This window comes from Bradyrhizobium sp. RDM12, from assembly GCF_051917485.1.
GTDB lineage: Bacteria > Pseudomonadota > Alphaproteobacteria > Rhizobiales > Xanthobacteraceae > Bradyrhizobium.
In genome coordinates this window covers 858,606-872,046 of the sequence record NZ_CM133064.1, presented here as the reverse complement: position 1 = coordinate 872,046, position 13,441 = coordinate 858,606, and the positions used below count along the sequence as shown (strand labels likewise).

Here is a 13,441-nt window from a genome sequence, read left to right as displayed (position 1 = left end):
CGCTTCGCTTTGCCCACCCTACGACACCTATCCCGGCCGCCCCGTCCCCTCGTTCAGCAAGCACGCCACCTGATGCCCGTCGGCTGCATCCATCAGCACCGGCCGCTCCGTCTTGCACCGCTCCACCGCAAACCGGCAGCGCGTGTGAAACGCGCAGCCGGGCGGCGGATTGACCGGGCTCGGCACGTCGCCGTCGACCAGCGGCGCCAGCTTTTTCGCCAGCGGATTGGCGATCGGCACGGAGGCGAGCAGAGCCTGCGTATAGGGATGGCGCGGATTGCGGAATAGCTCGTCCTTGCCGGCGATCTCGACGATGCGGCCGAGATACATCACGGCGACGCGGTGGCTGATATGGGCGACCACGGCGAGGTCGTGCGCGATGAAGAGATAGGAGAAGCCGTGCTGGCGTTGCAGGTCGATCAGCAGGTTGATCACCTGCGCCTGGATCGAGACGTCGAGCGCGGAGACGGGCTCATCGCAGACGATCAGGCGCGGCTCCAGCGCCAGGGCGCGGGCGATGCAGATGCGCTGGCGCTGGCCACCGGAGAATTGATGCGGGAAATTGCGCATCTGGTCGGGCCGCAGTCCCACCTGCTCGAACAGCCTTGCGACGCGCGCCTCCAGCGCCTTGCCGGTCGCGAGACCGTGCACCGCGAGCGGCTCGCCGACGATATCGGCCGCGGTCATGCGCGGGTTGAGCGAGGCGAACGGGTCCTGGAACACGATCTGCATCGAACGGCGATGCCGGCGCAGCGCCGTCTTGGACAGATGCGTGATCTCCTCGCCGTCGAGACGGATCTGGCCCGACGTCGGTTCGACCAGCCGCAGCACGCTGCGCGCCACGGTTGACTTGCCGCAGCCGGATTCGCCGACGAGGCCCAGCGTCTCGCCGGCATGAAGCGAAAACGAGATGCCGTCCACCGAGTGTACGGTGCCGACCTGCCGGCGCAGCACGCCGGCGCGCACCGGATAGTGCTTCTTGAGATCGGTGACTTCGAGCAGTGCGTCACTCATGCCACCTCCGCCACGTCAGCCGCGCGCCAGCAAGCCGCGAGATGGCCGCCGCCCCAATCGGTCAGCGACGGATATTCGGCCTCGCAGCGCTTGACGGCAAGCTTGCAGCGCGGCGCGAAAGCGCAGCCCTTCGGCAGCCGCACCAGCGACGGTACAGTGCCGGGAATTTCGTTCAGCCGCTCCTGCGCGGCGACACCCGAGGCCGGCACCGCCGGGATCGAGGCCATCAGTCCGCGCGTGTAGGGATGCTTCGGCGCGGCGAACAGCGCTTCGACGCTGGCTTCCTCAACCTTCCGGCCCGCATACATCACGATCACGCGCTGCGCGGTCTGCGCGACGACGCCGAGGTCATGCGTGATCAGCACGAGGCCGGTGCCGAGCTCCTTCTGGAGGTCGAGCATCAGCGCCAAAATCTGCGCCTGGATGGTGACGTCGAGTGCCGTCGTCGGCTCGTCCGCGATCAGCAACGCCGGCCGGCACGCCAGCGCCATTGCGATCATCGCGCGCTGGCGCATGCCGCCGGAGAGCTGGTGCGGATATTCGCGCGCGCGCCGCGCCGGCTCGGGGATGCGCACCAGCCGCAGCATCTCGACCGCGATGGTTTGGGCTTCCCTCGACGATAAGTTCCGGTGCAGCCGCACGGCCTCGACGATCTGGTCACCGATCCGCATCACCGGATTGAGCGAGGTCATCGGCTCCTGGAAGATCATGGAGATGCGATTGCCCCGGATCTTGCGCATCTCGGCTTCGCTCAGCGTCAGCAGATCGGTGCCTTCGAGCCTGACGGTGCCACCCACGATGCGGCCCGGCGGATCGGGCACCAGCCGCATCAGGGAGAGCGCGGTGACGCTCTTGCCGCAGCCGGATTCGCCGACGATCGCGAGCGTCTCGCCACGGCTCACGGTGAAGGAGACGTCGTCGACCGCCTTGAACAGGCCGGAGTTGGTGAAGAACACCGTCTTCAGGTTCTTCACGTCGAGCACGAGATCGGAGGTGCCAGCCATCAGCCGCGCTGCCGGGGATCGAGGATGTCGCGCAGGGCGTCGCCGAACAAATTGGCGCCGAACACGGCGAGGCTGATCGCAATGCCCGGGAAGATCACCAGCCAGGGCGCGGTACGGACATATTCGGCGGCGGATTCCGACAGCATGCGGCCCCATGACGGATAAGGCTCGGGAATGCCGAGACCAAGGAAGGAAAGCGAGGCTTCGGTCAAAATGGTCGAGCCGAGCTGGGCGGTCGCGAGCACGATCAGGGGTGCCAGCGTGTTCGGCAGCACGTGGCGAAGCGCGATACGGACCTCGCTCATGCCGATCGATTTCGCCGCCTCCACGAACGGCTGCTCGCGCAGCGCCAGCGTGTTGGCGCGGGTGACGCGTGAGACGGTCGGGATCAGCGGAATGGCAATGGCGAGGATGACATTCGGCAGGGATGGGCCGAGTGCCGCCGTCATGATCAGGGCCAAAACCAGCAGCGGCAGCGCTTGCAAAATGTCGGAGACGCGCTGGAACACGAGATCGACCCAGCCGGAGAGATAGCCGGACGTCAGACCGACGATCACGCCGATCGTGCCGCCGAGCGCGGTCGAGCCGATCCCGACCGCGAGCGAAATCCGCGCGCCATGAATGATGCGGCTGAACACGTCGCGGCCGAACGAATCCGTGCCCATCCAGTGGGCGAGACTCGGGTGCATCAGGGCGTGGGCGGAATCGACGCTCAGCGGATCGTAGCGCGCGATGAAGTCCGCAAAGATCGCGGTGAACACAAACACGATCATGATGACGAGCCCGGCCGCGCCCAGCACGTGCCGCTGCGCCAGAAACAGCACACGCCGCCAGCCAACGGTGGCATGCGCGCCGGCCCGCCTCAGTTCAACCTCAAAGTCGATCGCGGCCAAGCTGGTCTCCTAATCCATGTATCGGATACGTGGATCGAACACGGCGTAGAGCATGTCGACGATGAAATTCGCGCTCACCACCACGACGGCAATCAGCATCACGAGGTTCTGCACGATCGGATAATCCCGCCAGCGGATCGCCTCGACCAGGAAGCGGGCGACTCCCGGAATGTTGAACACCGTCTCCGTGACGATCAGGCCGCCGATCAAAAACGCCGCCTCGATGCCGATCACGGTGATGACGGGCAGAATCGCGTTCTTCAGCGCATGGTGATAATTCACGGCGGCGTTTGAGGCGCCTTTGGCACGGGCGGTGCGGATATAATCCTGCCGCAGCACTTCAAGCATGGACGAGCGCGTGATGCGCATGGTCAGCGCGGCGCTGCGGAAGCCGACGGCAGCGGCGGGCACGGCATAGGTGGCGAAGGCCTCGAGCCACGTGGCCGGATTGGGATTGAAGATCGGGATCTGGCCGAATATCGCCACCGACGCGGTGAGGATCAGCAGGCCGAGCCAGAACGAGGGCAGCGACAATCCGCTCAGGCTCACGACGCGCAGCGCGTAGTCGAGCCGCGTGCCCTGCTTGACTGCGCTGATGACGCCGAGCGGAATGCCGATCGAGGCCGAGAACAGCAGCGCGAGCCCGGCGAGCCGCGCCGTGATCGGAATCCGCGGCAGGATCTCCTGAAGCGCCGGCTTCTCCGAGACATAGGAGTAGCCGAAATCGCCGCGCAGAAAGCCGCTGATCCAGTGCCAATATTGCAGGATCATCGGCTGGTCGATGCCGAGCTCCTTCTCCAGATTGGCCTTGTCGGCGGGATCGACATAGCCGGCGGCTGCGAACAGGATGTCGACGATGTTGCCGGGCACGATGCGCAACAGGAAGAAGATGACGATCGAGATCCCGAACAGGGTCACGAGCATCAGCAGCAAGCGCCGCACCAGATAGGCAAACATTTCGCGCCCTCCGTCGAGCCGTAAGCGCGCTACTTGTCCATCCAAACGTCTTCGTAACGGTACCCATTATAGGAGCTGTTGGTCATCACAGTCACACCCTTGACATAGGGCTGCCAGCAGGTGCCGGTGCGCGCATGGAAGATGATCGGGCGGGCGACGTCCTCCTGCAACTTCTTGTCGATGTCCCACACCAGCTTCTTGCGCTTGGCGATGTCGGTCTCCTGCGACTGCACGTCGAACAGCTTCTCGATCTCCTTGTTGCAGTAATTGGTGTAGTTGCGCTCGGAGCCGCACGAATAGTTCTCGTAGAAGGACTGGTCGGGATCGTCGACGGCGTTGCCGGTCAGATTGAGGCCGAGCATGTAGTCCTTGCGCGCGATCTTCGGGAACCAGTTCGCGGTCTCGACCACGTCGAGCTCGCCGTCGATATAGATGCTCTTGAGCTGGTCGATCAGGATCACCGCGGGATCGCGATAGACCGGGATGTTGCGGGTCGAGACCTTGACCGCAAGATGCTTGTCCGGCCCGTAACCGGCCTTCTGCATCAGCTTCCTGGCCTCCTCGCGGTTGGCGTTGATGTCGGGACCATAGCCGGGAATGGTCTCCAGCATCTCCTTCGGCATGCCCCACAGGCCGTTGGGCGGCGGCAGCATGGTGCCGCCGACATCGCCCTGGCCCTCGAACAGGATCGAGATGAACGCCTTGCGGTCCAGCGACAGCGCCATCGCTTTGCGGATATCGATGTTGTCGAACGGCGGCGCGGACGAATTGACGATGATGTTGGTCGAGACGTTATTCGGCTCGACCTCGCAGACCGCGTTCGGCGCCTGCGACTTTACGTCCTTCAGCAGCGGGATGCTGACTTCGGTCGGGAAGGTCATGTCGAACTTGCCGGCGACGAAGGCGAGGATCGCCGTCGAGCGGTTCGGAATGATGGTGAACTCGATGCCGTCGAGATAGGGCCGGCCCTTGCGCCAATAATCCGTGTTTCGCGTCAGCTTGATCGATTCGTTGGCCTTGAACTCGACGAATTTGAACGGGCCGGTGCCGATCGGATGCGTGCGCATGTCGCCGGGCGAGACGTGGCAGGGATAGACCGGCGTGTAGCCGGAGGCCAGCAGCGCCAGCAGCGAGGGCTGTGGCCGTTTCAAATTGAAGGAGACCTCGAAGTCGCCGTTGGTCGAGATGTCGTTGACCTGCTCGTACCAGGATTTGCGCGGGTTCTGCCGGAACTTCTGCTGCGACTTGCCCATCAGCATGTCGAAGGTGCATTTGACGTCCGCAGAGGTGAACGGCTTGCCATCGTGCCATTTGACGCCCTGACGCAGCTTGAAGGTCAGCGTTTTGTTGTCGTTGACCCAGGCCCAGCTCTCCGCGAGTTCCGGGACGATGTTCTCCATCGTGTTCTGGGGCTCGTCCTGCTTGTAGATGACGAGGTTGTTGAACACCGGCATGAACGGAACATTCACCGAGTAGGTGGCGCCTTCATGGATCGAGGCGTTGCCCGGGCTGTCGCGGTGATACATCCGCAGGATTCCGCCCTGCTTGGGCGCCCCGGCGAAGCTCGTGGTCGAAAACGCCAGCAAAGATAGCGCCGCCGTCGCGGCGAGCGCCCACACGCTCCGCATCCTCGGTCCTCCATGGACATTGGTCTTTTCGGCCATTTGTGGCCTGTTTGACCGGACGATAGCCGACGCGCGCGAGGTGAAGCAACCCGCAAGCGCGCTTGCCCTCTCGACAATTCGGATGACGCAAGGCCGCAGGGGTCTTCTCTCACAATGTGAGAGTGCGGGTGCGAAGGAGTGCTTCTTGGCCGGATATGATGCGGAGATGGATCGCCAATCACCGCTGTCGTCCCGGACAAGCGAAGCGCAGATCCGGGACCCACAGGGAAATGTTTGGCGAAGATTTGGAGTGACCTGCTCGCGTTACGACGACGCCCTGTGGTTATGGATCCCGGGCTCGCGACCTCGTCGCGCCCCGGCACGACAGCGGAGTTTGTAGCGCTTGCTTGCGCACACCAGGCGGCAGAACTCCTCACACAATCCGCGACGTCTTGTTGCCCCAGTACCGGTCCCGCAGCAGCCGCTTGTAAAGTTTTCCCGTCGGCAGGCGCGGCAATTCCTTCTCGAAATCGACCGACCGCGGCACCTTCTGCCGCGACAGCGACGCCGCGCAGAAGGCGATCAGCTCCTCGGCGAGCGCCTCGCCCGGCATCACGCCCGGCATCGGCTGCACCACCGCCTTCACCTCCTCGCCGAGATCCGCATTGGGCACGCCGAACACCGCGGCATCGGCGACCTTCGGATGGGTGATCAGCAGATTCTCGCATTCCTGCGGATAGATGTTCACGCCGCCGGAGATGATCATGAAGGTGGCCCGGTCGGTGAGATAGAGGAAGCGCTCCTCGTCGACATAGCCGACGTCGCCGACCGTGCTCATGCTGCCGTCGGCCGAGCGCGCCTCCCTGGTCTTCTCGGGGTCGTTGAAATACTCGAACGGCGATCCCGTCTTGAACCAGACCTGGCCGGGCGTGCCGGTCGGGCACGGCTTCATGTTCTCGTCGAGAATGTGGAGGTCGCCCAGCAGCACCTTGCCGACAGTGCCGCGATGGCTGAGCCATTCCTCGCTGTTGCAGGCGGTGAAGCCGAGGCCTTCGGTCGCGCCATAATATTCGTGGATGATCGGCCCCCACCATTTGATGATGTCGTCCTTCACCAGCGCCGGGCAGGGCGCGGCGGCATGAATCGCGATCTCCAGCGATGACAAATCGTAGCGGCTGCGGACCTCTTCCGGCAGCTTCAGCATCCGTGAAAACATCGTCGGCACCAGCTGGCTGTGGGTGATGCCCCATTGCTGCACGAGCTGGAGGTAACGCTCCGGATCGAACGTCTCCATGATGATCGCCGTGCCGCCCATGCGGATCGTGAGGTTCACGGCGGCCTGCGGCGCTGAGTGATAAAGCGGCGCCGGCGACAGATAGACCATGCCCTCGCGGTAGTGCCAAAGTTTGGTGAGGAAGTCGAACAGCGGCAGATTGTGCTTCGGCGGCTCCTCCGGCAGCGGACGAATAATGCCCTTGGGACGACCTGTCGTACCCGACGAATAGAGCATGGAGGTGCCGAGCCACTCGTCCGGAATCGGTGTGTTCGGGAGGTCTGCGGTGACATCGGCCAGCCCAACGATGCGGTCACTCTCGCCGGGGCCATCGGCGACGATGCAGAGCTTGATGTCGGGGCAAGCCTGGATCGCCTCCCGCGCGATGTCGAGCTTTGCAACGGACGTGATGAGGATTTTCGATTGGCTGTTGACGAGGAGATAGGCCAGTTCGCCCGGCGTGAGAAATGAATTGATACAGGTGTAGTAAAGCCCCGACCGCTCGCCGGCGCCGCAGGCTTCGAGATAGCGGGAATTGTTCTCCATGAAGATGGAGTAGTGATCGAGCCGCCTCAAGCCCTGCTTGCGAAACAGATGCGCCAGCCGGTTGCTGCGTGCATCGAGTTCGCGATAGGTGACGGCCTCGCCCGTCGCCGCCATGATGAAGGCGGGTTGCAGCGGGCGTAGACGGGCATGCTGACCTGGATACATCAGTCCTCCGGCTTGAAAATCATGCGGCGAGAAGCAGGATTTCGCGCACCTGCGCAGGGCTCTCGATCTTGCGCGGATTGCGCGGGATCCAGTTCGTGCGCATTGCCTGTTCGGCAATGGCGTCGAAATGCTCGGGCAACACACGAACATCGGCGAGGCGGCGCGGCATGCCGAGCGATCGGATGAAGGCATCGAGCACGTCGGCGGCGTTGTGGCCGGGGAAGCCCATCGCGGCGGCGACGATCATCTGGCGCTCGGCATTGTCGCGCGCGTTCCAGCGTAGCACCGCCGGCAGCATGACGCAGGAGGTGTAGCCGTGCGGCACGTCGAAGGCAGCGCCCAGCACATAACCGATGCCATGGCTCGCCCCCATCGGTACGCCGGCGGCGAGCGCGCCCATCGACAGCCAGGTGCCGATCTGCGCATCCATCCGCGCGTCGAGGTCGCTCGCGTCGGCCTTCACCCGCGGCAGCGCATCGGCGAGCATGGCGAGGCCCTTCACCGATTGCGCGTCGGCATAAGGATGGGTCTCGCGCGAGCAGATCGCCTCGACGCAGTGATCGATGGCGCGGACGCCGGTCGAGAGAAACAGCCATTCCGGCGTGTGCACGGTGATGGCGGGATCGAGGATGGTCGCGCGGGGCACCGTGAGCGGATGCCGCAGCATCTGCTTCACATGCGTGCTGCGGTCGGTGACGCCCGCGATTGACGAGAACTCGCCGCCGGCAATCGTGGTCGGCACGCTGATTTGTCGTACTGTCGGCGCGGTCATTTCGGGAGCGACGCCCTTGTGCACGCGAATGCGCTCGATGCCGCCGATATCGTCGATGCCATTGGCGAGACAAAGCTGCACCGCCTTGGCGCCGTCGGTGATCGAGCCGCCGCCCACGGTGACGATCAGGTCAGCGCCGGCCTCGCGTGCCGCATTGGCGGCCGCGATCACGGCCTCGCGCGGCGTGTGCGCCGGCATGGCATCGAACAGCCCGGCGCAGCGCGTGCCGAGTGCCTGGACGATTTTTGCGATCTCGTCGGTCTGGCGGTTCAGCGTGCCCGAGACCATCAGGAAAGCGCGGCGGGTCCCCAGCCGGTCCATCTGCGCGACGATGGCCTCAGCCGCCGGATGACCGAACACGACCTCCTCGATCGCGCCGTAAACGACACGTCCCTGATGCACGCCTGTCCTCCCCGGACAATTCGTCTTGTTTTGTAAAGGCCAATCTAGCCGAGCCCGCCACGCCCGTCATGTGCGAAGACACTGGCGCTTTTTTAGCCTCCCCTGGAGGGGCAGGGTGGTGAATGCCGCTCCGCCACCGCGAACTAACGCTGACCAACTGACGCGCGCATCCCTCGCGGTCGCTGTCAACCCGTCATCCGGCCAGGACACCGTGCCGGGCATTGCCCGCGCTTTGGTCTTGAAGAGTTCATCATCGCCACCCATCTTGTGACGCCCGCGGGTGAACGAGTACCCTACATTTTCTGCGGCTTTGATGCGAGGACCTGGGATGGCTGGACCGGACGGAAGCGAGCAATTTGTCAAAACGCGCGATTTCGTCCAGCTCCGGCCTTATGCCATAGCCGGTCTTCTCGCAGCCGCGTTCGCGCTCAGCGGTTGCGGACAACCGACCTCGCAAGCGGCCGCGCCTCCGCCTCCGCCAGTGACGGTTGCCCAGCCGGTCAAGCGCACCGTCACCGATTGGGACGAGTACACCGGCCGGTTCGAGGCGGTCGAGGAGGTGCAGGTGCGCCCCCGCGTCGGCGGCTTCGTCAACTCCGTCGAGTTCCAGGACGGCGCGATCGTGCATCAGGGCGACCTGCTCTACGTCATCGATCCACGCCCGTTCGAAGCGGTGGCCGAGCAGGCGGACGGCCAGCTCTCCGACGCCCGCGCGAAGGTGGAGCTCGCCAAGCGCGAACTCGATCGCGGCCTGAACCTGGTGCAGACCAGCGCGGTGTCCGAGCAGGTCGTCGACCAGCGCCGCCAGGCCCTGCAGGCCGCGCACGCCGCCGAGACCCAGGCCGAGGGCGCGTTGAAGGCCGCCCGGCTCAACATCGAATTCACTCATGTGACCGCGCCGCTCACCGGCCGCGTCGGCCGCCATCTCGTCAGCCCCGGCAATCTCGTACAGGGCAGCGATACCGGCACATCGACACTGCTGACCTCGATCGTCTCGCTCGACCCGATCTATATCTATTTCGACATGGATGAGACGACCTTCATCAAATACAGCAAGCTCTGGTTCGAGGGTAAGCGCCCGAGCTCGCGCGACACCGCGAACCCGGTGCAGGTGACGTTGGCCGGTGAGACAAAACCGTCGCACGACGGCGCCATCAACTTCCTCGACAACCGCCTCGATGTCTCCACAGGCACGTTGCGCAGCCGCGCCGTTGTCAAGAACACCGATCTGTCGATCCTGCCCGGCCAGTTCGGCCGCGTCCGCCTGATCGGCAGCGCGCCTTACGAGGCGCTGCTTGTCCCTGACGTTGCGGTCGCGACCGACCAGTCGCGCAAGATCGTGTTCGTGGTGAAGCCCGACGACACCGTCGAGGCGCGCCCCGTGGTGCTGGGGCCGCTCGAAGACGGCCTGCGCGTGATCCGCGAAGGGCTGAACGCGGAGGACCGCGTCATCGTCAATGGCATCCAGCGCGCCCGCGTCGGCGCCAAGGTCACGCCGTCTGCCGCGCAAGCGCCGGCCGGTGCCAAGGCTGGTGACAAGTCATGAATCTTGGCCGTCTCTCCATCAACCAGCCCATCCTGGCGATGGTGCTGTCGATCGTGCTCCTGATCGTCGGTACGCTCGCCTATTCGACGCTGCCGATCTCCGAATATCCGCAAGTGGTGCCGCCGACCGTTGTCGTCACCACGCAATATCCGGGCGCCTCGGCGCAAACCGTGTCCGACACGGTTGCCGCTCCGATCGAGCAGCAGATCAACGGCGTCGAGGACATGCTGTATCTCTACAGCCAGGCGACCTCGAACGGCCAGCTCACCATCACCGTGACCTTCAAGCTGGGTGCCGATCTCGACAAGGCGCAGGTGCTGGTCCAGAACCGCGTCGCGATTGCGCAGCCGCAGCTGCCGGACGAGGTGCAGCGCAACGGCGTCGTCACCCGCAAGAACTCGCCTGACATTTTGATGGTCGTGTTCATGCTGTCGCCCGACGACACGTTCGACCAGCTCTACATCTCCAACTACGCGCTGCTCCAGGTCCGCGATCAGCTGCTGCGCATCGACGGTGTCGGCGACATCCAGATCTTTGGCGCGCGCGACTATTCGATGCGGCTGTGGCTCGACCCTGACCGCATCGCCAATCTCGGCCTCACCTCGACCGAGGTGCTGGCCGCGATCCGTGCGCAGAACGTGCAGATCGCGGGCGGCCAGATCGCCGAGCCGCCGATCGCCGACCGCGCCTTTCAGCCGAACCTCGTTTTCACGGGACGGCTGAAAGACCAGAAGCAGTTCGAGGATATCCTGATCAAGGCCGGCTCCGATGGCCGCACGGTGCGGCTGCGCGACGTCGCCCGCATCGAGCTCGGCGCGCTGGCCTATTCCACCAACAGCTTCCTGCTGCGCAAATCCGCGGTCGCCATGCTGGTGACGCAGCGGCCGGGATCCAACGCGCTCGCGACGGCCAAGAACATCTCCGACGCCATGACGAAGCTCAAGGAGAGCTTTCCGAAGGGGCTCGACTACAACATCGGCTACAATCCGACCGAGTTCATCGCGCAGTCCGTCCACGAGCTGATCAAGACCATCTATGAGGCCATGCTGCTCGTGGTCGTCGTCGTGCTGGTGTTTCTGCAGGGCTGGCGGCCGGCGATCATTCCGATCATCGCGATTCCCGTGTCGCTGGTCGGCACCTTCGCGGTGATGGCGGCGCTCGGCTTCTCCATCAACAATCTCACGCTGTTCGGGCTCGTGCTCGCCGTCGGCATCGTCGTCGACGACGCCATCGTCGTGGTCGAGAATGTCGAACGTCATCTTGAGCACGGTCTGAGCCGGCGCGATGCCGCGCTGAAGACGATGGAGGAGGTGGGCGGCGCGCTTGTCTCGATTGCGCTCGTGCTCTGCGCAGTGTTTGTGCCAACGGCGTTCCTTGGCGGCATATCCGGGCAGTTCTTCCAGCAATTCGCCGTGACCATCGCGGTCGCAACCGCGATCTCCTGCTTCTGCTCGCTGACGCTGTCGCCTGCGCTGGCCTCGCAGATCCTGACACCCCATGAGGAGAAGCGGCCTCCGGCCGCCTGGAATCTGATCGCGCGCGGCTGGAACGCCTTCACCGGCGCCTTCAACCGCGTGTTCGATCGGTTGGCACATGGCTACGCCGGTGTCGCCAATTTCGTGATCCGGCATTCGGCGGTGATGATCCTGATCTATGTCGTTTTGATCGGCAGCGCAGGATGGTTGATCGGGACCACCTCGCAGGGCTTCATCCCCGCGCAGGACCGCGGCTACGTCATCATTTCCGTGCAATTGCCGGGCGCGGCGTCGCTTGCACGCACCACCGAAGTGGTGCGCGAGATCGAGCGGATCTCGTTGGATACGCCAGGCATCATCCGCGTTGCGGCTTTCGCCGGTTTCTCCGGCGCGACGCGCACGCAGGCCGGCAATGCGGCCGCCTTGTTTCCGGTGTTCGACGAGCCTGAGGCACGGATCAAGAAAGGACTGACGGCGAACGCCATCACGGCCGAGTTGCGCAAGCGGCTCGCCGCGATCCAGGGCGCTTTCATCATCGTCATTCCGCCGCCGGCCGTGCCCGGCATCGGCACGGGCGGCGGCTTCACCATCCGCATCCAGGACCGCCAGGGCCGCGGCCCCGAGCTGCTGGCAGCGGCGACCGACGAGCTCGTTGCCGCCGCCCGCAAATCGCCGAACCTCACTTCGGTGTTCTCGCCGTTCTCGGCCAACACGCCACAGCTGTTCGTCGACATCGACCGCACCAAGGCGCAGAAGCTCGGCGTGCCCATCGCCAACATCAATGACACGATCCAGACCTATTTCGGATCGACCTATGTCAACGACTTCAACCTGTTCGGCCGCACCTATCACGTCACCGCGCAGGCTGATTTCCCGTTCCGCAAGGAACCCGCCGATCTCGCGCGCCTGCGCACGCGAAATGCCTCCGGCGACATGGTGATGCTCGGCAGCGTGGTCGACTTCAGGGATGTCTCGGGTCCCGATCGCGTCGCGCGCTACAATCTCTATGCGGCGTCCGAGCTGCAGGGCGAGCCGGCGCCGGGCACCAGCTCGACCACCGCGCTCAACACCATCAAGAAGCTCGCCGACGACACCTTGCCGAGCGGCTTCAGCTTCGAATGGACGGATTTGTCCTATCAGCAGGTCACCGGCGGCAATGCCGGCCTCTACGTGTTCCCGATCTGCGTGCTGTTCGTCTATCTCGTGCTCGCCGCGCAATATGGCAGCTGGACGCTGCCGTTCGCGGTGATCCTGATCGTGCCGATGTGCCTGTTGGCCGCCACGATCGGCGTGCGCATCATGGGCCAGGACGTCAACATCCTCACCCAGATCGGTTTCGTCGTGCTGGTGGGATTGGCGGCGAAAAACGCGATCCTGATCGTCGAGTTCGCGCGCGACATCGAGAACGAAGGCAAGCCGCGGCTGGACGCCGTGATCGAAGCCTGCCGGTTGCGACTGCGGCCGATCCTGATGACGTCGTTCGCGTTCATCCTCGGCGTGCTCCCGTTGGTGATCTCGTCCGGTTCAGGCTCGGAGATGCGCCAGGCCGTCGGCGTCGCCGTGTTCTTCGGCATGATCGGCGTCACGCTGTTCGGCCTGGTGTTCACCCCGATCTTCTATGTGGTGGTGCGGAACCTGGCGGAGGGGCGGAATGACGGGAAGCCGAAGGAGGTGGCGGCTTCATAAGCGTCCTCAATCTCAGTGTCGTCCCGGCGGAGGCCGGGACCCATAACCCCAGGGAGTAGTTTTGGGGCTAGCTGGTCATTACTGATCTTCGCCAAACCCAATCG

The 13,441-nt window shown here is 64.4% G+C and carries 9 protein-coding genes; 2 read left to right on the top strand and 7 right to left on the bottom strand.

The genetic code is table 11. From position 1 onward, the window contains the following. Positions 1 to 27 precede the first annotated feature (27 nt). The 7 genes from ACTGJ9_RS04155 to ACTGJ9_RS04125 all read right to left on the bottom strand — a co-directional run bounded on the left by ACTGJ9_RS04155 (position 28) and on the right by ACTGJ9_RS04125 (position 8,630). Positions 28 to 1,014, bottom strand: coding sequence for an ABC transporter ATP-binding protein (locus ACTGJ9_RS04155; RefSeq protein WP_456676041.1), 987 nt, complete (start codon positions 1,012 to 1,014; stop codon positions 28 to 30). Further along, the gene (locus ACTGJ9_RS04150) at positions 1,011 to 2,018 is read right to left on the bottom strand and encodes an ABC transporter ATP-binding protein (RefSeq protein WP_456676040.1); all 1,008 of its coding nucleotides are present in this window, start codon (positions 2,016 to 2,018) and stop codon (positions 1,011 to 1,013) included. Before ACTGJ9_RS04150 ends, ACTGJ9_RS04155 begins: the two co-directional genes overlap by 4 nt. Beyond that, entirely contained in the window at positions 2,018 to 2,911 is an 894-nt protein-coding gene (locus ACTGJ9_RS04145; protein ID WP_456676039.1) for an ABC transporter permease, read from the bottom strand. Before ACTGJ9_RS04145 ends, ACTGJ9_RS04150 begins: the two co-directional genes overlap by 1 nt. Positions 2,912 to 2,920: 9 nt before the next feature. After that, a complete protein-coding gene (locus tag ACTGJ9_RS04140; RefSeq protein ID WP_456676038.1) occupies positions 2,921 to 3,868 on the bottom strand; it encodes an ABC transporter permease in 948 nt (315 codons plus the stop codon). Positions 3,869 to 3,897: 29 nt separating this feature from the next. Further along, positions 3,898 to 5,496 (bottom strand): ABC transporter substrate-binding protein, encoded by a 1,599-nt coding sequence (locus ACTGJ9_RS04135; RefSeq protein WP_456676037.1) that lies wholly within the window; start codon positions 5,494 to 5,496, stop codon positions 3,898 to 3,900. A gap of 409 nt (positions 5,497 to 5,905) precedes the next feature. Further along, complete coding sequence (locus tag ACTGJ9_RS04130) at positions 5,906 to 7,456, bottom strand: AMP-binding protein (protein ID WP_456676036.1); 1,551 nt, start codon at positions 7,454 to 7,456, stop codon at positions 5,906 to 5,908. Positions 7,457 to 7,475: 19 nt separating this feature from the next. After that, positions 7,476 to 8,630 carry an iron-containing alcohol dehydrogenase gene (locus ACTGJ9_RS04125; RefSeq protein ID WP_456676035.1) on the bottom strand — a complete coding sequence of 385 codons (1,155 nt, stop codon included), beginning with the start codon at positions 8,628 to 8,630 and terminating at the stop codon, positions 7,476 to 7,478. A 328-nt stretch (positions 8,631 to 8,958) separates the two neighbouring features. Here ACTGJ9_RS04125 and ACTGJ9_RS04120 point away from each other — a divergent pair, with 328 nt between their 5' ends. Next, positions 8,959 to 10,176 (top strand): efflux RND transporter periplasmic adaptor subunit, encoded by a 1,218-nt coding sequence (locus ACTGJ9_RS04120; RefSeq protein WP_456676034.1) that lies wholly within the window; start codon positions 8,959 to 8,961, stop codon positions 10,174 to 10,176. Then, positions 10,173 to 13,337 (top strand): efflux RND transporter permease subunit, encoded by a 3,165-nt coding sequence (locus ACTGJ9_RS04115; protein ID WP_456676033.1) that lies wholly within the window; start codon positions 10,173 to 10,175, stop codon positions 13,335 to 13,337. The genes ACTGJ9_RS04120 and ACTGJ9_RS04115 overlap by 4 nt, the downstream gene beginning before the upstream one ends. Positions 13,338 to 13,441 lie beyond the last annotated feature (104 nt).

Bases quoted from the DNA above. Each gene is read 5' to 3' on its own strand.
- ACTGJ9_RS04135 (WP_456676037.1), bottom strand. From the start codon at position 5,496: ATGCGGAGCGTGTGGGCGCTCGCCGCGACGGCGGCGCTATCTTTGCTG.
- ACTGJ9_RS04140 (WP_456676038.1), bottom strand. From the start codon at position 3,868: ATGTTTGCCTATCTGGTGCGGCGCTTGCTGCTGATGCTCGTGACCCTG.
- ACTGJ9_RS04130 (WP_456676036.1), bottom strand. From the start codon at position 7,456: ATGTATCCAGGTCAGCATGCCCGTCTACGCCCGCTGCAACCCGCCTTC.
- ACTGJ9_RS04155 (WP_456676041.1), bottom strand. From the start codon at position 1,014: ATGAGTGACGCACTGCTCGAAGTCACCGATCTCAAGAAGCACTATCCG.
- ACTGJ9_RS04150 (WP_456676040.1), bottom strand. From the start codon at position 2,018: ATGGCTGGCACCTCCGATCTCGTGCTCGACGTGAAGAACCTGAAGACG.
- ACTGJ9_RS04115 (WP_456676033.1), top strand. From the start codon at position 10,173: ATGAATCTTGGCCGTCTCTCCATCAACCAGCCCATCCTGGCGATGGTG.
- ACTGJ9_RS04120 (WP_456676034.1), top strand. From the start codon at position 8,959: ATGGCTGGACCGGACGGAAGCGAGCAATTTGTCAAAACGCGCGATTTC.